At 39.9% G+C, this 24,778-nt stretch carries 23 protein-coding genes; 17 read left to right on the forward strand and 6 right to left on the reverse strand.

All coding sequences use genetic code 11. The features are described 5' to 3' along the window. Window positions 1-3: 3 nt before the first annotated feature. The gene (gene aroQ / locus ABWV72_RS06165) at window positions 4-453 is read right to left on the reverse strand and encodes a type II 3-dehydroquinate dehydratase (RefSeq protein WP_216047857.1); all 450 of its coding nucleotides are present in this window, start codon (window positions 451-453) and stop codon (window positions 4-6) included. Between the two features lie 211 nt (window positions 454-664). Between aroQ and ABWV72_RS06170 the strand changes: the two genes are divergently transcribed. The 3 genes from ABWV72_RS06170 (at window position 665) to ABWV72_RS06180 (ending at window position 6,666) form a co-directional block, all read left to right on the forward strand. Then, the gene (locus ABWV72_RS06170; RefSeq protein ID WP_353369332.1) at window positions 665-1,249 is read left to right on the forward strand and encodes an acyl carrier protein phosphodiesterase; all 585 of its coding nucleotides are present in this window, start codon (window positions 665-667) and stop codon (window positions 1,247-1,249) included. Window positions 1,250-1,259: 10 nt separating this feature from the next. Further along, the gene (upp, locus tag ABWV72_RS06175; RefSeq protein ID WP_342805729.1) at window positions 1,260-1,889 is read left to right on the forward strand and encodes a uracil phosphoribosyltransferase; all 630 of its coding nucleotides are present in this window, start codon (window positions 1,260-1,262) and stop codon (window positions 1,887-1,889) included. Window positions 1,890-2,109: 220 nt separating this feature from the next. Continuing rightward, window positions 2,110-6,666 carry an EAL domain-containing protein gene (locus ABWV72_RS06180; RefSeq protein WP_353369335.1) on the forward strand — a complete coding sequence of 1,519 codons (4,557 nt, stop codon included), beginning with the start codon at window positions 2,110-2,112 and terminating at the stop codon, window positions 6,664-6,666. 201 nt (window positions 6,667-6,867) lie between these two features. Here ABWV72_RS06180 and ABWV72_RS06185 read toward each other — a convergent pair whose 3' ends face one another. Next, window positions 6,868-8,691, reverse strand: a complete 1,824-nt coding sequence (locus ABWV72_RS06185) for a protein-disulfide reductase DsbD (RefSeq protein ID WP_353369337.1) — start codon at window positions 8,689-8,691, stop codon at window positions 6,868-6,870. Beyond that, on the reverse strand, window positions 8,688-9,008 hold the full coding sequence (gene cutA / locus ABWV72_RS06190; RefSeq protein WP_216047862.1) for a divalent-cation tolerance protein CutA: 321 nt from the start codon (window positions 9,006-9,008) through the stop codon (window positions 8,688-8,690). The genes ABWV72_RS06185 and cutA overlap by 4 nt, the downstream gene beginning before the upstream one ends. A 174-nt stretch (window positions 9,009-9,182) precedes the next feature. Here cutA and ABWV72_RS06195 point away from each other — a divergent pair, with 174 nt between their 5' ends. Next, window positions 9,183-9,713, forward strand: coding sequence for an FxsA family protein (locus ABWV72_RS06195; protein ID WP_353369339.1), 531 nt, complete (start codon window positions 9,183-9,185; stop codon window positions 9,711-9,713). Window positions 9,714-9,731: 18 nt separating this feature from the next. Here the strand turns inward: ABWV72_RS06195 and ABWV72_RS06200 are convergent, their stop codons facing one another. Next, a complete protein-coding gene (locus ABWV72_RS06200) occupies window positions 9,732-10,301 on the reverse strand; it encodes a DUF502 domain-containing protein (RefSeq protein ID WP_216047864.1) in 570 nt (189 codons plus the stop codon). Window positions 10,302-10,386: 85 nt separating this feature from the next. Between ABWV72_RS06200 and ABWV72_RS06205 the strand changes: the two genes are divergently transcribed. The 10 genes from ABWV72_RS06205 (at window position 10,387) to ABWV72_RS06250 (ending at window position 20,163) form a co-directional block, all read left to right on the forward strand. Further along, window positions 10,387-10,662, forward strand: a complete 276-nt coding sequence (locus ABWV72_RS06205; RefSeq protein ID WP_342805723.1) for a peptidylprolyl isomerase — start codon at window positions 10,387-10,389, stop codon at window positions 10,660-10,662. A gap of 202 nt (window positions 10,663-10,864) precedes the next feature. Then, entirely contained in the window at window positions 10,865-11,155 is a 291-nt protein-coding gene (locus ABWV72_RS06210; protein WP_216047866.1) for a co-chaperone GroES, read from the forward strand. Between the two features lie 39 nt (window positions 11,156-11,194). After that, entirely contained in the window at window positions 11,195-12,844 is a 1,650-nt protein-coding gene (groL, locus tag ABWV72_RS06215) for a chaperonin GroEL (RefSeq protein ID WP_216047867.1), read from the forward strand. Window positions 12,845-13,145: 301 nt separating this feature from the next. Then, window positions 13,146-13,433, forward strand: a complete 288-nt coding sequence (locus ABWV72_RS06220) for a type II toxin-antitoxin system ParD family antitoxin (protein WP_353369342.1) — start codon at window positions 13,146-13,148, stop codon at window positions 13,431-13,433. Continuing rightward, window positions 13,420-13,710 (forward strand): type II toxin-antitoxin system RelE/ParE family toxin, encoded by a 291-nt coding sequence (locus tag ABWV72_RS06225; RefSeq protein WP_353369344.1) that lies wholly within the window; start codon window positions 13,420-13,422, stop codon window positions 13,708-13,710. The genes ABWV72_RS06220 and ABWV72_RS06225 overlap by 14 nt, the downstream gene beginning before the upstream one ends. A 434-nt stretch (window positions 13,711-14,144) precedes the next feature. Beyond that, entirely contained in the window at window positions 14,145-15,371 is a 1,227-nt protein-coding gene (locus tag ABWV72_RS06230) for an ATP-binding protein (RefSeq protein WP_353369347.1), read from the forward strand. 506 nt (window positions 15,372-15,877) lie between these two features. Next, window positions 15,878-18,253, forward strand: coding sequence for a heavy metal translocating P-type ATPase (locus ABWV72_RS06235; RefSeq protein WP_353369349.1), 2,376 nt, complete (start codon window positions 15,878-15,880; stop codon window positions 18,251-18,253). Window position 18,254: 1 nt separating this feature from the next. Continuing rightward, window positions 18,255-18,665, forward strand: a complete 411-nt coding sequence (gene cueR, locus ABWV72_RS06240) for a Cu(I)-responsive transcriptional regulator (protein ID WP_216047879.1) — start codon at window positions 18,255-18,257, stop codon at window positions 18,663-18,665. 485 nt (window positions 18,666-19,150) lie between these two features. Next, the gene (locus ABWV72_RS06245; protein WP_353369351.1) at window positions 19,151-19,291 is read left to right on the forward strand and encodes a hypothetical protein; all 141 of its coding nucleotides are present in this window, start codon (window positions 19,151-19,153) and stop codon (window positions 19,289-19,291) included. Between the two features lie 575 nt (window positions 19,292-19,866). Next, a complete protein-coding gene (locus ABWV72_RS06250) occupies window positions 19,867-20,163 on the forward strand; it encodes a hypothetical protein (RefSeq protein WP_353369353.1) in 297 nt (98 codons plus the stop codon). Between the two features lie 222 nt (window positions 20,164-20,385). Here ABWV72_RS06250 and ABWV72_RS06255 read toward each other — a convergent pair whose 3' ends face one another. Next, on the reverse strand, window positions 20,386-21,318 hold the full coding sequence (locus tag ABWV72_RS06255) for a PEP-CTERM sorting domain-containing protein (protein WP_353369355.1): 933 nt from the start codon (window positions 21,316-21,318) through the stop codon (window positions 20,386-20,388). 743 nt (window positions 21,319-22,061) lie between these two features. On the opposite strand from ABWV72_RS06255, the gene ABWV72_RS06260 reads away from it, so the two are divergent. Then, window positions 22,062-22,367, forward strand: coding sequence for a hypothetical protein (locus ABWV72_RS06260; protein WP_353369357.1), 306 nt, complete (start codon window positions 22,062-22,064; stop codon window positions 22,365-22,367). A 29-nt stretch (window positions 22,368-22,396) separates the two neighbouring features. Here the strand turns inward: ABWV72_RS06260 and ABWV72_RS06265 are convergent, their stop codons facing one another. Then, window positions 22,397-23,281: a LysR substrate-binding domain-containing protein gene (locus ABWV72_RS06265; RefSeq protein WP_353369359.1), complete on the reverse strand. Its 885-nt coding sequence runs from the start codon at window positions 23,279-23,281 to the stop codon at window positions 22,397-22,399. A 163-nt stretch (window positions 23,282-23,444) separates the two neighbouring features. Between ABWV72_RS06265 and ABWV72_RS06270 the strand changes: the two genes are divergently transcribed. Together ABWV72_RS06270 and ABWV72_RS06275 are read left to right on the forward strand one after the other, a co-directional pair. Beyond that, the gene (locus ABWV72_RS06270; RefSeq protein WP_353369361.1) at window positions 23,445-24,122 is read left to right on the forward strand and encodes a pirin family protein; all 678 of its coding nucleotides are present in this window, start codon (window positions 23,445-23,447) and stop codon (window positions 24,120-24,122) included. 98 nt (window positions 24,123-24,220) lie between these two features. Further along, window positions 24,221-24,760 (forward strand): NADPH-dependent FMN reductase, encoded by a 540-nt coding sequence (locus ABWV72_RS06275; RefSeq protein ID WP_342805711.1) that lies wholly within the window; start codon window positions 24,221-24,223, stop codon window positions 24,758-24,760. The last annotated feature ends 18 nt before the right edge of the window (window positions 24,761-24,778 follow it).

The raw sequence follows: 24,778 nt of genomic DNA on the forward strand, positions 1-24,778 counted from the left end.
TCTTTAGTTACTCATTAAATTAATTTGGCAATGTTGTTTGGCAGCAATTAAAGCTGCTTTATAACCGTAATCTCCTAATCCACAAATTACCCCTTTGGCAATATCGGATAAATAGGAATGTTTTCTAAATTCTTCTCGTGCGTGCACATTTGAAAGGTGCACTTCAATAAACGGAATGCTAACACTTAATAAAGCGTCTCTAATAGCCACGCTAGTATGGGTAAATGCGCCGGGGTTAATAATAATAAAATCTACTTCCCCCATAGCATCATGAATTCTATCTATCAGTTCATGTTCCGCATTGGACTGCAGATGCTGCAATTCAACACCTTCCTGATTTGCTAGAATTTTCAATTCATCTACAATATCTTGTAGAGTCTTCGACCCGTATATCGTGGGTTCACGCTTTCCCAGCATATTAAGGTTTGGACCGTTTAATAATAAAAATTTCACGAATTTGTCGCTATCTTCTTTTAAATTTCATTGTTGCGATACTCTTAACGTAAATCTGGTTAAAGTCAAATAAGAATCGCCTGAAAAACAATCAATTAAAAGTTGTTTGTAGTAATTATAGAGAATAGTGGTTAATTAGCAGCAAAATACTGGTCTTATCAGCGAAGTTTCCTGCATCTTTTTTAGGTTTTAGCGCAAAAGGTAATATTTATTGAATTATTTAGCCCATATTCATCTAGCTCATGTATCCCAAACGAGCTTAATGGGTAATTTTTTAGGGGACTTTGTAAAAGGAAGTAATTTACAACATCTTCCGGGTGCAGTGCAGCATGGAGTGCGTTTACATAGAAAAATCGACTCTTACACAGATCATCACCCAGTTGTTAGTGCGATGAGAAAAAAGTTTCCAGCCGATTTACGGCGTATTTCTGGTGTTATTATTGATATTTATTTCGATCATTTATTATCTGTACATTGGCAAAATTTTACCGCTCAACCGAAACAACAGGTGCTGACTGAATTTTATCAGCAATTGAAAGCAGAACCGCTTAAGCACAGTCAACACTTTGCGTCTGTTCGTGCAGGTTTATTAAAACATCGATGGTTACAAAATTATGATGACCGGGAAAATTGTTTTGGCGCTTATCAACAGATTGAAAAACGTCTAAATATGCGCATTAAATTCGCACAAGACGGTTATCAATTTATGAATTTGTATCATGATGAGATAGAACAAGATTTTTTAGCGTTCTATCCCGAACTCATACATTATGTGCAAACAGTTCAATTAGATTAAAGGATCACTTATGGCAGTACATGAAATTAAACACCCGTTGATTTTGCACAAAATTGGTTTGATGCGAGCTAAAGGGATTAGTAGCAAAGATTTTCGCGAGCTAGCCAGTGAAGTTGGCAACCTTTTAACTTATGAAGCGACACGGGATTTGAAAACCGAAAAAGTCAATATTCCTGGTTGGACAGGAGAACCAATCGAAGTGTCCAAAATTAAAGGTAAGAAAATCACTGTGGTACCAATCCTGCGGGCTGGGTTAGGAATGTTGGATGGTGTGTTGCAGTTGATTCCGAATGCTAAAATAAGTGTTGTTGGGTTATATCGTGATGAAGAAACACTAGAGCCGGTAGCCTATTTTGATAAAGTGGTGAAAGATGTCGATTTGCGTACCGCGTTAATTGTTGATCCCATGTTAGCCACGGGTGGAACATTAATCGCCACCATAGATCTGTTAAAAAAGAAAAAGTGTAAAAAGATACTCGGGCTTTTTTTGGTGGCCGCGCCTGAAGGAATCAAAGAGGTGGTTAAAAAACATCCTGATGTTGACATATATGTGGCAGCGATAGATAAAAAATTAGATCACCGAGGTTATATATTGCCAGGATTAGGAGATGCCGGTGATAAGATATTTGGCACTCGTTGATTGTATAACTGATTTTTAAAATAATATTGATGGTTTAATTAGAATCGTAGATTATTAACTGATGTTGAGTATTAATCGCACATAGAACTTTATGTTTACTTTGGCCATTGATAGTCGGTTTTTTCTATTGTTCTTGGATTAACCTGTGTAAACTCAGATTTTGTTCATTAATTTTACATTCTAAATCGATAATAGATTGAACTGTGGGGTACTTTTAAGTTTGTTTGAAAAGCTTAAAAATCGTGTTGTTGTTTGCGGATTAACTCACTTCTGTCAGTTTCTTAGACTGCTTTTGTGTGCAAGTTTTGCATTTTTTAGCGTATCTCAGGTTTTAGCTGCACCGTTAATCAACGAACCTAAATTTACTCAGTTATCAACTTCCCAAGGGTTATCTCAAGACACAGTCAATGACTTATTAATAGATTCAAGTGGTTTTTTATGGGTAGCAACCCAAGCCGGGCTAAATCGATTTGATGGTTATCGAGTTAAGCATTTTGATGGCAATCAAATGCAACTTGCCGATATATCTATCGACACAATCTTTGAAGATAACAATCAAAATATTTGGGTTGGCACGCGGCGCTCCGGCTTATTCAAAATCGACACAAAAACTGGCGAGACGATCCTCATTGAAGACTTTGCTGTGGGTGAAAGTACGTGGTCTGATAGGGTCACTAGTATCAACCAGTTGGCAAATAACCAAATTATCGTGTCCACAGAGCGCAGTGTTTATATTGTTAGCCCTGATTTAGGACGCGCATCACTGTTATATATGCTGCCTAAACATAAACAAGTTGCTAAATACCAAATTAATGCCACGCTATTTTTAGAGGAGCGGCTGTTATTAGGGCGCAGCGATGGCTTGTTCGAGATTGAACTCAATACAGGAAATGAACGTCAGATAAAGTTAAAGGACAATACGAGTGATGAACCTATCACTAAATTGTTTTTAGCCAGTGATAACAAAATATGGATCGGCAGTGAAATAGGCCTATTTTGCTTAATGTTAGATGAGAACAATCAATTTGGTCTCATCGATCATGCTTTGAGCATTCCTATTCTAGAAATATATGAAACAAGTTACGGTAGTTTATACATAGGTTCAGAGCAAGGTTTGTTCAGTTTTGATCCGTCATCTGCGCAACTGCAGCATTATTTTCGTCCCTCCGATAGTCGCTATTACTTATCATCCGATAACGTTACTGCCGTCGACATGGATAACAAAGGGAACCTGTGGATTGGGTCTTCGTTCGATGGTGCACTGTACTGGTCGACGCAAAGTGTTAAATTCGAAAACGTGAGTCAAAACAAAGATGAAACCATTCAATTAAGCAGTAACAGTGTGAAGTCTTTTGCGCAGTTTAATGATGACGGTTTATGGATTGGTACCAGTAATGGTCTGAATTATTATGATCTCAAAGAACATGAATTGCTTGGACATTGGTTTACAGAAGATATTGTAGGGCTTAAAAGGGCAAGAATAAGAGACATTGAAACCTTTGGTGATACAACATTATTGTTGAATACCGACGGTGGACTGTGGTCTTTCGATACTATTACTAATACTTATTCTCCACCGAAGAGTGTTAATTCTGACGTAGCTGAGCTTCTAAATAGCAGAATGGATAGCTTTGCCAAAGATAATAATGGTCTGTTTTGGTTAAGCAATTTAGACAAATTCTATAAATATGATGCACACACAGGTGTGGTAACAGAAGTCGATACTTTGAATGAACGAATCGAAGCCAGCGCTTCTTATGGTTTCTTGGGTGTTAGCAAACTGTTCAAAGACATATTATGGATAGCTCAAAGAGAGCAGTTGTGGGCTTATAATACGCAAAGTGACTCGTTGCAGAGTGTGCACAAATTAGAACGAGCAAGTATGGGGCAACCTGTATACCCAGAAAGTATCGTAGAAGATGACAATGGGACACTTTGGATCGCTTACCCAGGAGCTGGTCTAGTGGGGTTAGATTCGACTATCTACACACCTAAATATGGCTTCGACAAACAAGATCTGTTGCCCAGTAATATGATTTATGGCATCCATCAAGATAAGAGCGGTTCGATTTGGATGAGTTCCCATGCTGGTTTGCTTAAGTTTGATCCCTCTGGTCCCTATCTTCAACAGTACGGAATTTCCCAAGGATTAGACGGTAAAGAATTTAATGGCTTGTCGCATTTAGTGTTGCAAGATGGACGCTTGGTATACGGTTCTCAGAAAGGGTTAACCATTTTCGATCCTTTAGCGTTTGAAGCACATGATGGAAACCCACCTCAAGTCAGCATTACGTCTATCAAGCTTAGCTCTAACTCGCTAAAAATGCCTTTGGTGAATTTGGATAAACGAGTGGTGCTTCTTGACCATAAAGATGCAGGCTTAACCATTGAGTTTTCTACACTGTCGTTTGAACATCAAAACACCACTCAATACCAATATAGACTTGATGGCACCGACAGCTATATTTATCCAGCAACGACAGACTCTCAAGTTACCTTCCCTAAATTAGATCCTGGCGAATACGTTTTTTCTGCGATTGCTTTTGACCCTACCACTGGTGTTGAGAGCTCACCTGCGTCTGTGCATATTTTCGTAAAATATTCGCCTTGGTTGTCTCCTGCAGCCTACGCCATCTACATATTTATTTTTGTGTCTTTGGTGTTGTTCTGGTGGTATCGACGAGACCTTCAAAATAAGCAGGTGATGGCAGCTCACGGACAAGCTCTGCAGAGTAAAAACCGACTAACTTTGGCGTTAAGTGCGAGCAACAGTAATGTTTGGGAGTGGCGCTCAGATACTAACCAGTTTTATGCCCCCAGAATATCTGAAGAATTGGGTTACAAATCTGATGATAATTTAATGAGTTTTGATGCGCATCTTGATTTGATTCACGAAGACGATCGAGCATTATTTGAATCGAACTGGCAAGCATTTATTGATAAAAATAGTCACGGCTTAGATGTGACTTATCGATTGCGAGCCAGAAACGGTGAGTGGCTTTGGTATCGAGATGTGGGTAATGAAGTTGTTGACCAAAGCGGGTTAAAAAGTGTTGTCGCGGGAACTTATAGCAATGTGACGGAAACGGTCGCGGATCGAGAAAAGGTTAGATTATTTGGCGAAGCATTTAAACATACCCGGGATTGGGTTGTGATTTTTAATACGGAGATGGTGCCAGTAGCGGTTAACACTGCGTTTTGTGAAGCCTTTGGTATTGACGAAAATGGCGACTTAAAAACACAATTAAACCGCTTATTTAAGCTCAACGCTGAATATCCCCCTCGATTCTGGAAAAAACTATCGGAATTAGGCGTGACAGGGCATTGGAAGGGGGAAGAGCAGCTAGTTATCGACAACGACAAAGTGTCTAACGTGCTGATTAATATGACATCCATTGCCAGTATGCGCGCGCAGGGTGAAATTGATTATTATTTAATGATCATGTCGGATATTAGCGAGCAAAAAGAGGCTGAAAATGAACTTCGCCGCTTGGCTAATTTTGATGGCCTGACTAACCTTCCCAATCGAACATTACTGTTAGATAGAATTAAGCATGGTATTGATCACGCAGCCAGACACAAATCTAAAATGGGTATATTTTTTATCGATTTAGATCGCTTTAAACAAGTTAATGATAGTTTAGGGCATAAAGCCGGTGATGAACTGCTCAAGGTTGTTGCTCAGCGTTTAACTAATTTATTGCGACAAGATGATACCGTGGCAAGGTTAGGTGGCGATGAATTTGTTGTCATGGTTGAAGAAGTTAAACATCCTGATCGCCTGAGTATTTTGGCTCAGCAGCTTATTGAGATTCTTGAAGCGCCAATACAATTGGGTAATCAAACTGTTAGTGTGTCCTCTAGCGTGGGTATCGCGATTTACCCTGGCGATGCAGACACGCCTGAAGAACTGTTGAGAAACGCTGACTTAGCGATGTACCACGCAAAAGAGCATGGGCGCAGTGATTTTCAGTATTTCACGCAACATATGAATGAAAAAGCGCAAGACCGATTATTAATGGAAAATCGCTTGAAAAAGGCCCACCAAAGTAAGGCCTTTATCAATTACTACCAACCAATCGTAAATATCAATACCGGTGTAGTAGGTGGATTTGAGTTATTAATGCGCTGGCCTGACATTAATGGCATGGTTCCGCCGGATCAATTCATTCCTGTGGCTGAAGAGTTAGGATTGATTGAAAATATGACTTGGGATGCGCTAGAGCGCGCCATGCCAGTGTTGAGCGAATGGCAAAGTAAAGGGCGAGAGGTGTATTTATCTGTGAACCTTTCAGCGCGGCACTTTGAACGACAAATCTCCATTGATCATATCGTATTGTTATTAGAGCAGTATGGGTTACCAGTTTCGACGTTACGATTTGAAATTACCGAAAGTGCATTGATGAGAGACTATGAGCGCGCATTGCATTATATGGAGTCTATGCGCAAACATGGATTTATTATTGCGCTCGACGATTTCGGTACTGGCTATTCATCGCTCAAATATTTAAAAGAGTTCCCTATTCAAGTCCTCAAAGTAGATAAAAGTTTTGTTGATGATATTGGCAAGGATAAGAGTAATGAAGCCTTAGTCTTAACTACGCTGCGCATGGCTGAGAGCCTTGATATGTATTGTGTAGCTGAAGGTATTGAACAACAAGAACAAATTGATTTCTTTAAATTACATGGTTGTAATCATCTTCAAGGTTATTTTTATTCTAAACCTGTGCCTGAAGATGGAACTGCTGCATTGCTTGCGAAAAGCTGGTTGCAGTAAGCAAAATTAAATTCCCCTACTATTTCGTTGCTCAGACAAATACCCTCTGTTGGCCGCCTACCCAAAACATGAAGATCCTTGTTTTCCTTCATTTCAACAAACATAGCAACAGGCTATAGCGGCGGTCTAATAAGTAAAAATTAGCTCATCTGAGAATTTCAAGATTCACCGCTAAGCTAACCTTTTGCTTCTCTGTAACCGTTAGTTTAATACTTGATTTACATGCTTTGCGAAAGGGCCGGCTTTCATAAATCCGGTTACCCTTGCAGAGGACAATTCATTGCCTTGTAAATCAAAAAATAAGATAGTGGGTAATCCCAATACGTCAAAGGCTTGTTGAAATTCAATATTAGTAGCTGTGTTATCCGTGAGGTCGATTTGCATCCATACTGAATCGGATAAGGCATCCACAACTTCAGGAGCTGGGAAGGTGTACTTTTCGAACTCTTTACAAGCCACACACCAATCGGCATAAAGGTCGACCATTACTGATTTTCCTTGTGCGTTGGCTGCAGTTAACTTTTCTTCAAAGTCCTGTAAGTTTTTCACCAGTATAAATTTAGGGTGATTACTGCCGTCTATATTGGTTGGAGATGTTGCCGCTGTTAGTGCGGTCGAGTGGCTTTGGTTGAACTGGTGATAAGCATATAATACTGAGCCAATTAATCCTGCAAAAATAACTAGGCTGCGGATCCCCTTCCAAAGGGTCGTGGCAGTATTGAGGTTCATCACATAAAAGTACGTAAAAGCAGAAAGCCCTAACACAGACCACACATATTCGATCCAAATATTACTGACTAAGCGCTCTAAAAAGGTCAGAGCAACAACAAGCATCATAAAGCCGAATGCAACTTTCACCACGTTCATCCAATTGCCTGCTTTAGGAAGTAATTTACCGCCAGTTACCCCAAACAAGATCAGTGGAATACCCATTCCTAAACTCAATGCATACAATGCAAAGAAGCCTAGCAACTGATCACCCTGTTCGGCTATATATAATAAAATGCCAGTTAACGGTGCCGTGGTGCAAGGAGAGGCAACTAATCCCGAAATCACGCCCATCACAAAAGCACCAATAAAGCTGCCGCTCTTTTGTTTATTACTCAATCCATTAAGTTTTTCTTGCCATTTAGACGGCAATTGCAATTCGTACGCACCAAACATCACGAATGCAAGAGACACAAAAATAACGATTAATCCCCCTAAAATATAAGGGTTCTGTAGATACGCGGTAAATTGAGCACCTGCGGATGCAATGACTAATCCCAATATTGAATAGGTGATTGCCATGCCCTGTACAAACATAAAAGATAAACTAAATGCTTTTGAGGTACTGATTGATTTACCCTGACCAATCACAATACTGGATAGGATTGGGTACATAGGGAAAACACAAGGCGTAAAGGCTAAGCCAATCCCCAACAATAAAAAAGCAGCTAATTTGAGGATAAGTAATTGTTCACCTTTGAGTAAGTCTGCTAACTCAAATTGTTGAGAAACTGGCACTGAATCATTGTTTGGTTTGGCCCCACTACTTTGATTCATTTGGGTGTTTAGTGTTGTACTTGCTGCTTCAAGCACTTCGTCCAAATAAACCACTTGAACAGTTGGTGGATAACATAAACCCGCATCAGCACAGCCTTGATACTGAAGTTTTACTACCGCATCTTTTTCCGACCTGAGTACGCTATAGTTGATCTCTACTTGGTCGTAAAAAACAGGCTGAGGCTCTTCGAAGAACTCGTCTTCTTTGATAAGTGCTTCAGGGTAAATTGGCTGACTAATTTCAGCGTTTTTTACCACTGTCTTAAATTGGTTTTTGTATAAGTAATATCCCGGTGCAATATTAAAACGCAAAAAAAGCTGGTCGTTTTTCTGGTCAAAATCAAACTGAAATGCTTGCTCTACAGGCAAAAATGTCGGTTCGTCTGCGAATAAATCATCAAAAGCTTGGTTGCTTTGAGCTAAGCTCATCCAAGGTAATAATACAAATACGGTTAACAATATAAGACGTCTAAAGTTCATTTAAGGCTACTTTCAATCCAATTTAAATATGCTTCACTGGCGGAGGCATTATCAAGAATAATCCACTGAGGAATATCATAGGGATGCAAGCTTAAAGTCAACTTAAGTGCATCATCTAATTTATTCGACATTGTTTTTATTATTAAGTGCATTTCTGCGTCAGTAACGACTTCATCTTCCCAATGATAAAACGATGTTATCGGCTGAGATATCTGCACGCAAGCAGCGAGCTTAAGGTTTACCAACTCACTAGCAATTTTTTCAGCTTGTTTCTTCGTTGGGCAAGTGGTTAAAACTATACAAAATTGCGAACTCATTATTACACCTTTTATACTCTGTCCATAGGAGACATTAATAATAAGTCATGTATTTCAAAAAAAAGTGTTTTGATCTTTTAGCACTGTATAGAATTCAATACTTGCTTGCTTGTAAAAGGTTCTTGTGAATTGACAAAACGACCCCAGATCAAATGTTTAATCAAGGAGCGTATTGTGTTTGGTAAATTGTTTATTTTGTTCGCTATCTTACCCATAGCCGAAATTGCGTTGTTAATTAATGTCGGCGAGCAAATTGGTGGTTGGAATACAGTCGCTATTGTTGTGGTTACTGCCTTTATTGGTGCTTATTTTGTACGACAGCAGGGGATTGCGACCCTAATGCAGGCTCAATCAAAGATGCAGTCAGGCGCTATGCCTGGGCAGGAGATGGCCGAAGGTTTATTGTTAGTGGTAGCCGGAATTCTATTAGTTACCCCAGGTTTTATAACAGATGCTTTAGGTTTTTTATTGGCACTACCTATTACTCGTCCATTTATTGCCAAAAGTTTACTTAAGCAAATTTCCGTTAACGTTGTAGCTGGCCAACCAAGTCAGGGTCAACACAGTTATTCTCACACCAGTTACACGCAAACCACCTACTCAAATCGTGGTAATCAAGCAGATGGTGATATTATTGAAGGGGAATATGTTGACAAAGATGAGGCTGAGAACCGACCGAAAATCGATTCTCCATCAGACCGTTAACAGCTTAAAATTGGCGTTTTATTTTTGTTTCGCTTTGACGCCACCGGTTAACGCAATTCGCATGGCCTCTTCAACACCAATATCTAACTTAGTTATTTGCTGGCGTTTTACGTACAGGGTATAGCCACCTATTTGGTAACTAAGCGGAATATACACTCCGATTTTATCGTCGTCTTGGAAAATCTCTACTGCAACTTGGTCGGCAGTCACGAAGCCGATTAAATGCATGTCTGGTTTAATTTCTACTGAAACGACAGCTTTGGAATTTTCTTTATCGCTAATTTGAAATACTGTTAGGGTATCTCTTATGGCTCCATATACCGATTTGACTAGCGGTATTTTTTCAACCTGTCGGTTTGCAGTTGATACCATCCATTGCACAAAAAACAGATTAACCACAAGTCCAGTGAGTAAAATAACTGCGCAGGTTGTTAAAATTCCCATTCCGGGAAAATAGTATTCTTGTGGGACGTAGGGAAATAACAGTGCTTCAGCGCCCGACATAAACCAGTATATAAAATACAGGGTTAATGATAACGGTAAAATGGCGGCCAAGCCCTGAAAGGATAAAGACAACAGCTTTTTCATTAATTAACAACTCATAGTAGTAACGAAATACGGGGTATAATGACAGAGCTTCATCCAACTGGCGAGAACATAAGGATTAAAACAAATGAAAGCAGGTGTATGCCATATATTGGTCAAAGATAAACAGCAAGCGGAAGAACTAAAACGCCAACTTGCTAAAGGTGCCAATTTCCAACAACTGGCGAAAAAATACTCACAATGTCCTTCCGCTAAAAAAGGCGGCGATTTAGGTGAGGTGAAACCGGGGCAAATGGTTAAAGCGTTCGATAATGTGGTATTTAAAAAACCAGTTTTGACAATTCATGGCCCGGTAAAAACCCAATTCGGTTTTCATTTAATAAAAACACTTTATCGCTCGTAAACGCCTCAAATCCTTCAATTTGTAAAAAAATCGCAAAAAACACCACAAAAATAGATTTTTTTTAACATAAACCCTTGAAGTCAGTACGGCTATCCCCATCTTTGCTCGCAGACACTCATTCGAGTTGAGGTGAAAGCCGCAACTCACCCCCCGACGTTCGGGAATTTTAACTTTAAAATTGGAATTTTCAGGAGATTTGAAAATGGCAATCCGTCCTTTACACGATCGCGTTATCGTTAAGCGCCAAGAGCAAGAAAGTAAATCTGCTGGTGGCATCGTACTAACTGGCTCTGCGGCCGAAAAATCAACTCGTGGCGAAATCGTTGCTGTTGGTAATGGTCGAGTTTTAGATAATGGTGAAGTGAAAGCGCTTGACGTTAAAGTTGGCGACGTAGTGATTTTTAGTGATGGCTATGGTGTTAAAACCGAAAAACTAGATGGCGAAGAAGTGCTTATCATGAGCGAAGGCGACATCCTAGCGGTTGTTGAATAACAGCATAATCAATTAGACAGAATTAAGAGGAAATTAAACATGGCAGCTAAAGAAGTACGTTTTTCTGATGACGCTCGCAACAAAATGCTTGCAGGCGTTAACATTCTTGCTAACGCGGTAAAAGTTACTTTAGGACCTAAAGGTCGTAACGTTGTTCTAGACAAATCTTTTGGCTCTCCTACCATCACTAAAGATGGTGTATCTGTTGCTAAAGAAATCGAGCTTGAAGATAAGTTTGAAAACATGGGCGCACAGATGGTTAAAGAAGTTGCGTCTAAAGCAAATGACGAAGCCGGTGACGGAACAACGACTGCAACTGTACTAGCGCAAGCGATTGTAACTGAAGGTTTGAAATCAGTTGCTGCGGGTATGAACCCAATGGATCTTAAGCGCGGTATCGACAAAGCTGTTTTGTCTGCGGTTGAAGAACTTAAAAATCTTTCTACTAAATGTGCTGACAGCAAAGCAATTGCTCAGGTTGGTACTATCTCTGCAAACTCTGATTCAGAAGTCGGTAACCTTATCGCTGAAGCAATGGACAAAGTAGGTAAAGAAGGTGTTATCACTGTAGAAGAAGGCCAAGCACTTCAGAACGAACTAGAAGTGGTTGAAGGTATGCAGTTTGACCGTGGTTACCTATCTCCTTACTTCATGAACAACCAAGAAAATGGCACTGTTGAATTAGACAGCCCATACATCCTTTTGGTTGACAAAAAAGTCACTAACATCCGTGAATTGCTACCAACTCTAGAAAGTGTTGCTAAAGCATCTAAGCCGCTATTAATTATTGCTGAAGATGTTGAAGGCGAAGCTCTAGCTACATTGGTTGTTAACAACATGCGCGGTATCGTTAAAGTTGCAGCTGTTAAAGCGCCTGGCTTTGGTGACCGTCGTAAAGCAATGCTACAAGACATCGCTACACTAACTGGCGGTACTGTTATCTCTGAAGAGATTGGTCTTGAGCTAGAAAAAGTTCAACTAGAAGATTTAGGTACTGCAAAACGTGTTGTTATCAATAAAGACAACACTGTAGTAGTTGATGGCGCTGGTGACGAAGAAGCGATTAAAGGTCGTTGTGCTCAAATCCGTGGTCAAATCGAAGAATCTTCTTCTGACTATGACAAAGAAAAACTTCAAGAGCGTCTAGCTAAATTAGCTGGCGGTGTAGCAGTCATTAAAGTTGGTGCTGCAACTGAAGTTGAAATGAAAGAGAAAAAAGCACGTGTTGAAGATGCACTTCACGCTACTCGCGCAGCGGTAGAAGAAGGCGTTGTAGCAGGTGGTGGTGTTGCGCTAGTTCGTGCAGCAGCTAAATTCGCTGACCTAAAAGGTGACAACGAAGACCAAACTCACGGTATTAAACTAGCACTACGTGCTATGGAAGCTCCTCTACGTCAAATCGCATCTAATGCTGGCGCAGAAGCATCTGTAGTAACTAACGCAGTTAAAAACGGTACTGGTAACTTCGGTTACAATGCAGGTAACGACACATACGGCGACATGCTAGAGATGGGTATTCTTGACCCAACTAAAGTAACTCGTTCTGCACTTCAATTTGCAGCGTCAATTGCGAGTCTTATGATCACCACTGAAGCGATGATCGCAGATGCTCCAGCTGATGACGCTCCTGCTATGCCTGATATGGGCGGCATGGGCGGCGGTATGGGTGGAATGGGCGGCATGATGTAATTACAAGAGATTGTATAACATCGTGTAACGCTTCATAGCATTGCATAAAAACCCACAAACCTTTTGGTTTGTGGGTTTTTTCGGTTTTGGGGCTGCACGTTATTGATTCGGTTGCATACAACTGAAATTTCAGGGGATAAATTGGAGTATTAATTTGTATGCTTTCCTCTTTAAATTTATTTTTTTACTGATTTTGATATAAATGAGTTAATGTTCGCTTTGGTTTTAACTTTTCAATCAAGCTTGAATTATGCGCATATAGTGCGCATAATATGATTGCAAGATGATTGGAGTGTTAATTATGAATATTTCTTTAGGTAAAGAATTTGAAAGAAGAATCACAGAGAAAGTCTCTGATGGCTTATATACCTCAGCGAGTGAAGTGATCCGTGATGGGTTGAGGTTGTTATTTGAAAAGGACAATATTCAAAATCAACAGCTTGAAATATTACGCGCAGAAGTCGCTAAAGGTTTTGAACAGCTAGCTGCGGGCGAATTATCAAATCATAATGTCATGGATATATTTGAACAAGCCTCTCTTTCAGTAAATAAACAATCTGAAAGTAAGGGCGATAATGCCAACCTATAGGCTTTCTCCCTTAGCAGAAAAAGATTTATATAAAATAGTCTCTACGACAATTAGTTCATGGGGTAATGAGCAAGCAAAAGTGTACGCACAGAATTTAGATGCCGCATTAATAAAGCTTGCTCAATATCCTGATTTTGGTAGGGAAAGAAATGAAATTTGTAAAGGTGCTAAAAGCTTTCCTGTGGAAAAGCATATAGTGTTCTATCAAGTCAGCGATATCGGTATTGATGTTGCTCGTATTCTTCATCAACGTATGGATCCCTCAAACCATTTCTGATCATATTTCTGTGGGGTTACTATTATCGATTAACTCGCATAAATGCCTATAATATATTGATATTGCAGTTCTTTTAATACATATGATTTGCTAGGGATATAAAGTGGGGTATCAATACGAATGCCCATGTAACTAACTCAATAAAAACAAATAGATATATGTCTAATGGGCGACATGATGTAATTGCATTGCATAAGCTTGAAATGTGACACCTTTAAAGCCCGCAGGTTTTTAAACTGCGGGCTTTTTTAATGGATTAAAGTAAGTCAAAATCTTATTTGCTATTTGTTTTTTAAGATTCATCACTGCGGTTAACTAGCGTAGTCTCGCCTGAACTCAACAATACACATTCCGAAATACAAGTAGTTAGATTCCGTAATTTACGTTAGCATAATCCCAAATTATCGCAAAATATTATTGTGGATAGACTAGATATGTATTCTCGACTTATCAAGCCTCGTTTATTCGAAGCACAGCAAGATACACCCGTCACTTTACTAGCAGGACCGCGTCAGGCTGGTAAAACAACCCTAGTTAAGCAAATAGCGGTTGAGCAGGGAATGAAGTACATGACATTAGATGATCAGTTAACACTTCTTTCCGCTAAAAACGATCCGGTAGGCATGATAAGAGACTTAGATAGAGCTGTTATTGATGAAATTCAACGCGCTCCAGAATTGCTATTAGCGATTAAAAAGAGTGTAGACGAAGATAGGCGTTCGGGACGATTCTTGCTTATAGGATCTGCAAACATAATGGTAATGCCAAAGGTTGCTGACTCGTTGGCCGGACGAATGGAAACGTTATCTTTATTACCTCTGTCTCAAAGCGAAATAGAGCTACAAACTGCTAATTGGATCGATAACGCGTTTAAAGGGCACATTCTCGAGGCTGCGCAGCTATCAGTTGGTGCTGAGCTTATTGATCGTGTTCTAAAAGGTGGTTATCCAGAATCGGTGGCACGAGAAACAAGTCGCAGACGGGCCAAATGGTCACAACAGTACATTGACGCTATTATTCAGCGGGATGTTAGAGATATTGCTAATATTGATAAGCTTGATCAATTACCTCGTTTTCTAAGTGCGCTGTGCCAGACCGTGGGCCAAATGTGTAATTATAGTAAACTTGGCGGTCAAGTCGGCCTTGATGGCAAGACAACATCCAGATATATCGGCATTTTTGAGCAAATGTATTTACTAAAACGAATAGACGTTTGGTCTCGAAGTCGGCTCAATCGTGTCGTCAAAACCCCAAAGTTACAATTTATTGATTCAGGTTTGTTGAGCACACTGCTTGATTTAACAACAGATGAAATTCAACTAGATAAAACTCGATTCGGCAATGTACTTGAAACATTCGTTTATGGAGAACTTCTCAAACATACTACAAATTCTGACGGTAATTATCGCATTATGTATTACCGAGATGCTGATAAAGTTGAAGTAGATTTTGTAATTGAAAATACGATAGGAGATATTGTTGGGGTTGAAGTCAAAGCGTCTGCTACTGTTACCGAGAAAGACTTAAAAGGATTAAAAAAGTTGGCAGGGCTCGCTGGTAATCGTTTTAAAACAGGCCTGTTGTTATATGACGGTACCGAAACTATGCCACTTGGTGAAAACATTTGGGCAGCACCGTTATCATCGTTATGGGGTAGATAGTCTAATGTGATAGGTACTTCATTGCCAGATTTGCATTATCGAAGGGGGTATAAAGCGGGGTACCGTTTCCAAAGCTTTATGTTTTTCATTTATTATCAATGGTATAGAGACAAATGGGCGGCATGATGTAATAGATTTTTCTATTACCGCTTAATCTACTGAGTTTTTTGAAAGCCCGAATAGCAATATTTGGGCTTTTTTATTATTTGTTAATCAATATCTAATACCATTGTTGTTATGTATTAATTCGGACAAAGCGAAAACTATCTTCCCAACAAACCTACTGACTTCTTCTATACGAAACCGGACGTTAACATCAATGGATTTTTGAGCTGTTTTTAGTGTTCATAAAGCCTCCATTAAGATGGTTGTACTCCTCTTTAAAATGCAGTGATTGCAGTTAAATTGTCATTTATAACACTTTTCATACTAAAACAGTTGTCCTTACTACCGTGGTAAGCTTTAACTTCAGCTTAGTTCTACAATTCAATTAAGATGAGAAGCTTATGAATACAACTACACAATTCAAAATTGACGGTATGACCTGTGCTTCATGTGTAGGTCGTGTTGAAAACGCGTTACTTAAAGTGGTGGGCGTGACTAATGCTACCGTCAACCTAGCTACAGATACGGCAACGGTTCAAGGTACCGCCAGTCATAGTGAATTAATTACCGCTGTTATTGAGGCCGGTTATCAAGTGCCAGTAAAGGTAAAGCAATTTGGTATTGGAAAGATGAGTTGCTCCTCTTGTGTGAAGCGGGTCGAACAGGCATTGCTAAAAGTAACCGGTATGGTCAGTGCATCGGTAAATTTAGCCACCGAGCAAGTACAAGTAAGGACTTTATCCTTTGTAACCGATGAACAATTAGCCCAAGCCGTGACACAAGCCGGTTACCTTTTTATCCCGTTAAACAATGACAGCGTGATACAAAAAACCAATAAACATCAGCCTTTTTATACTAAAGCTTGGTGGCCCGTATTGGGAGCAGGCTTACTTACCTTGCCATTGGTGTTGCCGATGTTCGGCATGTTATTTGCGCAACAGTGGATGTTACCGCCTGTTTGGCAATGGTTGTTAGCTACGCCAGTTCAGTTCTATTTTGGCGCTCGTTTTTATCGTGCAGGCTGGGGGGCATTAAAAGCTGGCATGGGCAACATGGATCTTCTTGTTTCCATCGGTACCAGTGCAGCCTTCGGATTATCTTTATATTTGTGGTGGAGCTTTGATAGCGCTCATGGCATGCCCCATTTGTATTTTGAAAGTAGTAGCGCAGTAATCACCTTGGTTCTGCTGGGTAAATATTTAGAACACAAGGCAAAACGCCGAACAACTGATGCACTTAGAGCATTGGAAAATTTGAAACCTGTTGAGGCGACAGTGCAACGTTTAGGTAAATGGCAAAAAGTGGCCGCTTCATCAGTGCAATCTGGTGAAAAAGTAAAAGTAATACCGGGCGAAAGTGTGCCTGTTGACGGTGAGGTTTTACAGGGGCAGAGTCATCTGGATGAAGCGTTAATTAGTGGCGAATCGATTCCGTTAAGTAAAAAAGAAGGTGATATTGTCACGGGGGGCTCACTTAACTTGGACGGTATTTTGGAGATCCGTGCCACTAATGTTAGTACCGAATCTACCTTATCTAAAATCATTGAACTAGTCGAGCAAGCCCAAGGAGCAAAAGCTCCCGTCCAAGCAATAGTGGATAAAGTCAGCAGTATCTTCATTCCTGTGGTGTTATTGGTCGCACTTACCACTTTATTGGTGACAGGTTTAGCGTTTGATGACTGGACCAATGGCATTCTCAATGCGGTAGCCGTTTTAGTTATCGCTTGTCCATGCGCACTTGGTTTGGCAACTCCGGCAGCTATCATGACAGGCACTGGAACTGCTGCCAGATTAGGCGTATTGGTTAAAGATGCAGTGGCGTTAGAGCAAGCAAAAGAAATCAATTTAGTCGTATTTGATAAAACAGGCACCTTGACTCAAGGCAAACCTGTTGTAAATAAGATGACAGTCATCAGTGGCAGTGAAGAAGCTGTATTGCAGTTGGCCTATTCCTTACAAATAAATAGTGAGCACCCATTGGGCAAGGCAGTGGTTGAAAAGGCATTAACCAAAGGGACACAACCAATACCTGTCGATGAATTTCAGGTTGTCGCAGGTTATGGTGTCAAAGGCAATATTGCTGACAAGTTAGTATTGATGGGCAGTAGTCATTGGATGCAAGAATTAGGTGTAAAACTACCAACTGATCAAATAGAAATACTGGGTGCTTCTGTTTCTTGGTTGGCTAGTCAGCAACAAGATCAAATAACATTACTTGGCCTGTTTTGTTTTAGTGATAAATTGAAGTCTGATACGCTGCAAGCTGTGAAGCTATTGCAACAACAAGGTATAAAGGTGGCTATGCTTACCGGTGACAATCAAGCGAGTGCAACATCGGTGGCGACAGAATTACAGTTAGACGATTTTAAAGCTGAGGTGCTGCCAGCAGATAAAGCAAAATATATTATGGAATATCAAGCGCAAGGTTATCAGGTTGCCATGGTTGGTGATGGCATTAATGATGCCCCAGCGCTAGCCCAAGCAGATTTGGGTATGGCAATGGCGTCTGGTACTGATGTTGCCGTTAGCGCAGCTTCTTTCACGTTAATGCGGAGTAAACCAAGCCTAGTACCCACGGCATTAATCATTGCAAGGATGACTTATCGTAAAATACAGCAAAATCTTTTTTGGGCCTTTATCTTTAATGCTGTGGGAATTCCACTAGCAGCCTTTGGTTATCTTGACCCCATTATCGCCGGTGCTGCAATGGCATTTAGTAGCTTATTTGTCGTCAGTAATGCATTGTTATTGCAACGTTGGACTCTGAAGGAGAAATAACATGGATAAACTTGTCACAATTGGCAAAGCCGCTAGTTTAACGGGGGTGTCAGCCAAAATGATTCGATATTATGAAGAAATTGGCGTATTGAAAAAAACGAGTCGCACAGATGCCGGCTACCGACTATATAATCAAGCACACATTCAACAATTGGGGTTTATCCGTCGTGCGAGAAAGTTAGACTTCTCCATGGCTGAAATTCAGTCACTACTCAAGTTCTGGCTCGATACTGACAGAGAAAGTCGTAACGTGAAACAACTTGCACTGAATCATTTACACGAGATTAATGAAAAGATACGTGAGCTTGAGAAAATGAAAGAAGTGCTACAGAAACTAGCGGATAAATGTGATGGTAATGATAACTCTGACTGCCCTATTTTAGAAGGCTTAGCTCAACTTTCATCCGAATAACGAAGGTGAATTGCAGTCAATATCTATAGTGAGAAAAGTTGGTTAATTGAATTGGATGTTACAAACCTATACTGTAATTTTACCCATTAAACTTGAACTTAGATAACGACCTCTTCAGGTATATATTTATCTCGATCCTTAAACAAAAAAACGCTGTTTTTACCTGTGACTGAATATTGAATTTCACAACTGCTAACTTGCGCATTGCGCATCAAATAATGATTAAAGAACTTTGCATTGATCAGTTGAACTCACAGCTTAAACCAGCCCCACAAACGAGCAATAAATGTCGGTTAGTATTACACTAAATATCATCATGGTATTGCAAAGGGTAATCTCAGCTATTGGCTAAAAGCCGTCCATTGAGAAGGCTTTTAGTATCTAACGTTTGTCTGCCATGGTGGCTAAAGCTAACTAATTATTTGGAAAAATATACTTCTGAGCTAGAACTGCTTTGAAAACTGATATAACGCTGTGAATATTAAATGAAACAAGAAGTAGCTAAAGGTTTTGAACAGCTAGCTGCGGGCGAATTGTCAAATCATAATGTCATGGATAAATTTGAACAAGCTTCTCTTTCAGTAAATAAACAATCTGAAAGTAAGGGCGATAATGCCAACCTATAGGCTTTCTCCTATAGTAGAAGAAGATTTATATAAAAAAATTTCTACGACAATTAGTTCATGGGTAATGAGCAAGCAAAGTCAGAGAGTCGCGAAGTCAATGTTATAGCACTGGGACATCTGGTTGTAATCCTGAGCCATTCACATACACATCTGGGCCATATACTTATACAAGTGGGACATAGGGCAGAAGATGGTCGAATTGGGCGCACAGGTTTTTGTGGACAGAGCCAATAAATTAGTGACTTTTTAAAATTCAGTTGGTTGGCTTTAGTCGTGAGTTGTTAGGATTAAAAAGTGGAATATCACTTGGTTCCCATGCAACTAATTCAATCAAACAAATTGATAAACACTATATGAGCAGCATTATGTAAGATCCCCTTATTTTTTAACAAAAAACCTGTGTTATTTTTGGTCAATTTTTGAAAGCTGATACCTAAAAGCCTCTAAATTAGTGAAGCATGGCCCCGTTATTCCTAGAAATCGCTCGTACCCATTTAACTGCTTATCAAGCTGGCTTAGATGCTCTTTACTGATATTCATCATATTCACCTGAGCATAAGGAAAGACACGCTTTGATGTTGAGAGATGGATGGCTTTACCATAGCCAACCTGAAGCTTTTAACGATCCTTTTGATTGCAAGTATCACCTACGTTGGCCAAATGCTCTTTTTGAAAATGATGAATTAGACGGTTTCCTTAGCGATATGCAATTGGTGACAGGTTTGAATTTCAATTTCATGCACAATGATGTGCTATCGAGAGCTATGGAAATTCTCAAGAATGATGTTGTTAAAGGGAAAATCAGGAATGCTCTAAACCACGAATACGTAAAGGTGAGAGTATGTTGTTTTACCTCTACCCATGATAATTAACTTTTCTGGTCTCATTATGCTGATTCACACAGAGGCTATTGCGTAAAGTTTGAAGTTTTAATTCAATGGCTTTATTGCTTAAACAGACGGTTTCAACATATCTGCCCCGCAGGTTTGTAGTTTTGATAGTTGAAGATGCGTGACTAGTAGGGTAAGCAGTATTGATAGAATGCAAAAAGGTCAGCAATGGCTGACCTTTGTTGTTAGTTAGATGTCGTTAAATTACTTTTTCAAACGACGACGGCCTGCGCCCATACCTACCAGACCTAAACCTAGCAATGCAATTGATACTGGCTCTGGAACGTCAACAGGATTGTCAACTGGGATGTCAACGTTATCTAAGCTATCACCCATGATGTAGTGATAGGTGAATGACTTTGATTCATCTGCCATCAAATCGCCTAAAGAAAAAGCTATACCAATGGTGTAATCGCCGTTGCCGTTATCCGCACCACTTAGGTAGAAGCTAGGATCTGTAGACCAACCGCTTGAGACACCAGTGTTATGTGCTACATCGGAATCAGAGTATAAACCAATGGTTAAACCTGTGCTTGTACCTTCAGCGTGAACCCAATCTTCGTTAGCATGACCGTTACTTGCGTCACCACGACCATTTTCGGTATGGTAAGAACTAAAGGTGTAAACATCTGGATCAGGATCAAGAACTCGTAAAAACTCAACGTCGGTTAGATCTTGAAGGGCAGTAATCGTTGTAGTCATAGAGATACGTTCAAAACTATCGTTGTAGTATGTGTCAGTTTCAACTGTGTAGAAGGTATCTAAAAATCCAGTCCAATTAACTGATTGATCATAACCACTTGTACCCGAAGTATCGGTCATAGAAGACGCAGTAATGCCAGAACCAGACGAGCCATATCCGTTTGAGTTATTGTTACCGTCGATTCCTGTTTCAGTTGAGCTAATGTAGAAACCTTCCATTGGCGTTCCTGGGGTCAGGTAGTCATCATTCGACCATGTAGCTGTTCCAGTTGCATCATGCAGGATGCCAGGAGAGGTTGAACCACCAGCACCTAAGGTACCGTTATCGCTTACTGCCGTTCGAACAAAATCACCTTCCATAATGATTGGTGAGGCGAAAGCGCTGGATGCAATACCAGAAGCGATCAAAGCAAGAGATATTTTAGACATTGACATTATTTCTATTCCTTTTTGAATTAATCCTAAAGTTTGCCCCTAAGGCCGAGCCGTTAAAGCAACTATTATGCCGAAACTCTAGATCCGCAAATTAAGCGACTTTACAGGGACTTAGCCGTCAATGAAGTTAGAATTTGTAAAGAATGTTGACAGTCATTTTCATCTTACTGAACAATATATAAACTACTGCAAACTGTAGACCGAATTATTGTCACACTTATTCACACCGCTAAGAATTCCGAAAGTCAGAAGCCATTATCAATTTGTAATTCTGAGTCATTAATTTGTACAGGAGGGGATAATACAAAGAGGCATTTTAGAGTGCGAAATTGGTTTAACGGAAAGTTGACCTTTACAAAATAAAGCTTAGTTATTATCGAATAGACCATTTAGGTTTTTGAGCTGCTCTTTTTGAAAGCGTAAAAGTATGTTTTCAAAACGAGACGATATTTACACTGCAATGCTCAAATTATACGAAACTTTATGTTGGAGATATTATTTTAAAAGCGAACGAAGCAATTCTGCCAATCAAGATAATTGATTTTTACTAGCTAAGGTCTAAGGTCAATAAAAGTAAGACTGATTGCTTGGGCTAGGACGGTGTATTACTCTCTATCTTCCTATGCCAAACGCAGTCACAGTTTGGATCAGCAAAATTTTTAAGTCTAAATGATTTTAGGTCAGTGTTGTGAATGTTGGGCGCTAGGCAGAGATGCTTTTCGCCAGATAAGGAAAGACAACTTATGAAAAAGGTATGGGCACTGTGGCTGGGACTATTTGCTGGGGTAGCAGCTGTGGCTGCGGGCTTGTTAGTAGGAGCCGGCCTGCAAGAGAGCTGGCAACTCGCTGCACGTTATACCGCAAGAGCGTCTTATCCTTTATTCCTGATTACCTTTATTGCTTCGTCACTCCCTCGACTACACAGGGCCCCTTGGACCATGGCTTTGTTTAGAGATCGTCGGTGGTGGGGGTTAGGTTTCGCTAGTTGCTTTTTCGTTCACCTTTTGGCGCTCCCGAGTATAACGTCGACGTCGTGCATAGGCCTGTAGATTATTGTAGGTGATGTTCTAATTGAACATTATTTATGACAGTCTCGGAATTTATCGATGAACCACCTTATTGCCCTACCTTTGTTATTTATTTTCCAACCCATGAATACGGGCGTTACCGGTGCATCTTTAGCGATTGGTAGGGAAACTAACTCGCCCGCTTCCAGTTGCTTAATAATTCGGTGTGTGGGTAAAAAACCGATGCCCAGTCCTCTAATTTGAGCTGATATCTTTTGCTCTAACGAAGCTACGCGTAAAACGCTTTGTTTTTCAAATATCCTATGGGAAATTGCGGGGGATCTTATAGACGAATCTTTAATAATAATGGAATGAAATGGTTTGGTATCTTCTTCTGTTAAAGGTAAGTCGTATTCAAGTAAAGGGTGTTCTTTACTTACCACAAATTGCCAATCTACTACGCCAATTTCTTCAAAATTAATCCCTTGAGTGCTTATTCCAGGATAAGGTGCACCGATAACTAGGTCAGCTCTATTTTCGACAACGGCTTCCCAATTTCCGGCTAATACTTCTTCAGTGATATTAACTTCGACACCGGTTTTAAGCTTATAAAACTCTTCAATTAGGTTGTATAACTCATCAATATCATAAATCGTATCCACTGCTATATTGATGTGAGATTCCCAACCGCTGTCTACTTGCTTGGCTGTTTCTACAATACTTTGAGCAGCTTTCAGTAATTCTCGGCCTTGTTCGAGCAGCACCTTTCCTGCAGGTGTTAATATGGATCTTCGACCTTCTCGGCGATAGATTATGATCCCCAAGTCTTCTTCTAATTTTTGTACGGTATATGTAATTGTCGATGGCACGCGATATAAAGCTGCTGCTGCGGCGGCAAAGCTGCCTTTGCTATCTATTGCATCTAACACTTCACACGCCTCTAAAGATAATTTCACTCGTCCACCTATGAATCTTATTGTTCAGTAAATTCGAACATATTTGTCAATTTTACTTTATTTTTAATTGTTCATTACCGTTATAGAATAGCTTTACAGTTCGAAAAAACAAAACATTAAGTTGATTTGTATTATCAACTAGTTACAGACAGAGGAAATTAGAATGGAATTATTACATAGAGACGCATTACACCGAGGTGGGTTTGCAGGATTAAGAGAAACCCGTTTGGTTGTTGATAATAAAGTTGGCGGACAAAACGATATATGGAATGGACTGGGTAGCTTTGTTTATTTGGCTGATGCGCGCTTTTTACCTAAAGGTGAAACTCGCATGCATCCCCATAAGGAGCTTGATGTTATTACGGTCATGTTAGAAGGCCGAATAGAGCACCAAGGCTCTTTGCAAAACGGCAAGTCTATGCAAGCCAATCAAGTACAAGCTCAACGTGCTGGTGGAGAAGGTTTTGTTCACAATGAAGTCAATCCAGATAATTCTGAAAACAGAATGCTGCAAATATGGGCTTTACCTGAAACGAGCGGCGAACCGGCAAGTTACAAATTTTATGATCTTAAAAAAGATGAAATGACCCCTGTTTATGGTGGTGATAAATCGCAAAACGTCACACTGGATAGCCAGACTATTATTGAAATTGGTTTACTAAGTAAACATAAGAATGTCACCCATGAAGGGGCGTTCATGGCTTATGTCACCGGTGGTGAAGGGATCTTAAATGGGATTGAAGTAAAAGATGGCGATTTAATTCGTGATGAAAACTTAGATTTTACTGCGCTAAGTGATGAAGTGCATTTATCACTGATTTATTTAAATAAGGCTAATTAACAGCACTTAATCTAACGAAGATTAAATCTGCTTTGAGAACAGCCAAAAGTTACCTCTCATTTAACAATCAACCGAATACAATTTAGGACTTTGAAACCATGAAAAAAATACTTACCGTATCAGCAAGTAACAGTAAAAACTCAATTAACCGAACGTTATTAGAGTTGGCGTCGAGCAAAATCGAAGGGCATGAAGTTGCTATGCTGGATATTCGAGACTATCCAATGCCTTTTTTTAGTTTAGATCGAGAGCAAGGTGAAGGTTATCCAGAAACGGCTAAGCAAGTACGAGCGCTGTTCGCTGAATATGATGCTTTTATTATTTCTTCTCCAGAACATAACGGGTCAATACCTGCAGAGTTTAAAAATTTAATTGATTGGGTTTCCCGTTTAGGTGATTTACAAAATCCAATGTTTGCGACCAATAAGCCGGTATTGTTACTTAGCACTTCACCAGGACCTAGAGGTGGCGCAACTAACATTCAAACATTAGCGCAATTATTACCGTTTTGGGGAGCGGATGTTAAAGGTTCGTTTAGCCTAGGTAGCTTTTATGAGCACTATGTAGATGGAAAATTAAGTACTGAAAAAGACCAAGAGCTGACAAACACAGTAACGGCTTTTGTTAACGCCCTTTAAGTATTAACAAGGCGCTGG

Origin of the sequence: Aliiglaciecola sp. NS0011-25, from assembly GCF_040370605.1 — a bacterium.
Classification (GTDB): domain Bacteria; phylum Pseudomonadota; class Gammaproteobacteria; order Enterobacterales; family Alteromonadaceae; genus Aliiglaciecola; species Aliiglaciecola lipolytica_A.

Bases quoted from the DNA above. Each gene is read 5' to 3' on its own strand.
- ABWV72_RS06270 (WP_353369361.1), top strand. From the start codon at position 23,445: ATGGAATTATTACATAGAGACGCATTACACCGAGGTGGGTTTGCAGGA.
- ABWV72_RS06225 (WP_353369344.1), top strand. From the start codon at position 13,420: ATGCCAACCTATAGGCTTTCTCCCTTAGCAGAAAAAGATTTATATAAA.
- ABWV72_RS06200 (WP_216047864.1), bottom strand. From the start codon at position 10,301: ATGAAAAAGCTGTTGTCTTTATCCTTTCAGGGCTTGGCCGCCATTTTA.
- ABWV72_RS06255 (WP_353369355.1), bottom strand. From the start codon at position 21,318: ATGTCAATGTCTAAAATATCTCTTGCTTTGATCGCTTCTGGTATTGCA.
- ABWV72_RS06235 (WP_353369349.1), top strand. From the start codon at position 15,878: ATGAATACAACTACACAATTCAAAATTGACGGTATGACCTGTGCTTCA.
- groL (WP_216047867.1), top strand. From the start codon at position 11,195: ATGGCAGCTAAAGAAGTACGTTTTTCTGATGACGCTCGCAACAAAATG.
- cueR (WP_216047879.1), top strand. From the start codon at position 18,255: ATGGATAAACTTGTCACAATTGGCAAAGCCGCTAGTTTAACGGGGGTG.
- cutA (WP_216047862.1), bottom strand. From the start codon at position 9,008: ATGAGTTCGCAATTTTGTATAGTTTTAACCACTTGCCCAACGAAGAAA.
- ABWV72_RS06210 (WP_216047866.1), top strand. From the start codon at position 10,865: ATGGCAATCCGTCCTTTACACGATCGCGTTATCGTTAAGCGCCAAGAG.
- upp (WP_342805729.1), top strand. From the start codon at position 1,260: ATGGCAGTACATGAAATTAAACACCCGTTGATTTTGCACAAAATTGGT.
- ABWV72_RS06260 (WP_353369357.1), top strand. From the start codon at position 22,062: ATGAAAAAGGTATGGGCACTGTGGCTGGGACTATTTGCTGGGGTAGCA.
- ABWV72_RS06245 (WP_353369351.1), top strand. From the start codon at position 19,151: ATGAAACAAGAAGTAGCTAAAGGTTTTGAACAGCTAGCTGCGGGCGAA.
- ABWV72_RS06275 (WP_342805711.1), top strand. From the start codon at position 24,221: ATGAAAAAAATACTTACCGTATCAGCAAGTAACAGTAAAAACTCAATT.
- ABWV72_RS06230 (WP_353369347.1), top strand. From the start codon at position 14,145: ATGTATTCTCGACTTATCAAGCCTCGTTTATTCGAAGCACAGCAAGAT.
- ABWV72_RS06185 (WP_353369337.1), bottom strand. From the start codon at position 8,691: ATGAACTTTAGACGTCTTATATTGTTAACCGTATTTGTATTATTACCT.
- ABWV72_RS06250 (WP_353369353.1), top strand. From the start codon at position 19,867: ATGTTGAGAGATGGATGGCTTTACCATAGCCAACCTGAAGCTTTTAAC.
- ABWV72_RS06220 (WP_353369342.1), top strand. From the start codon at position 13,146: ATGAATATTTCTTTAGGTAAAGAATTTGAAAGAAGAATCACAGAGAAA.
- ABWV72_RS06205 (WP_342805723.1), top strand. From the start codon at position 10,387: ATGAAAGCAGGTGTATGCCATATATTGGTCAAAGATAAACAGCAAGCG.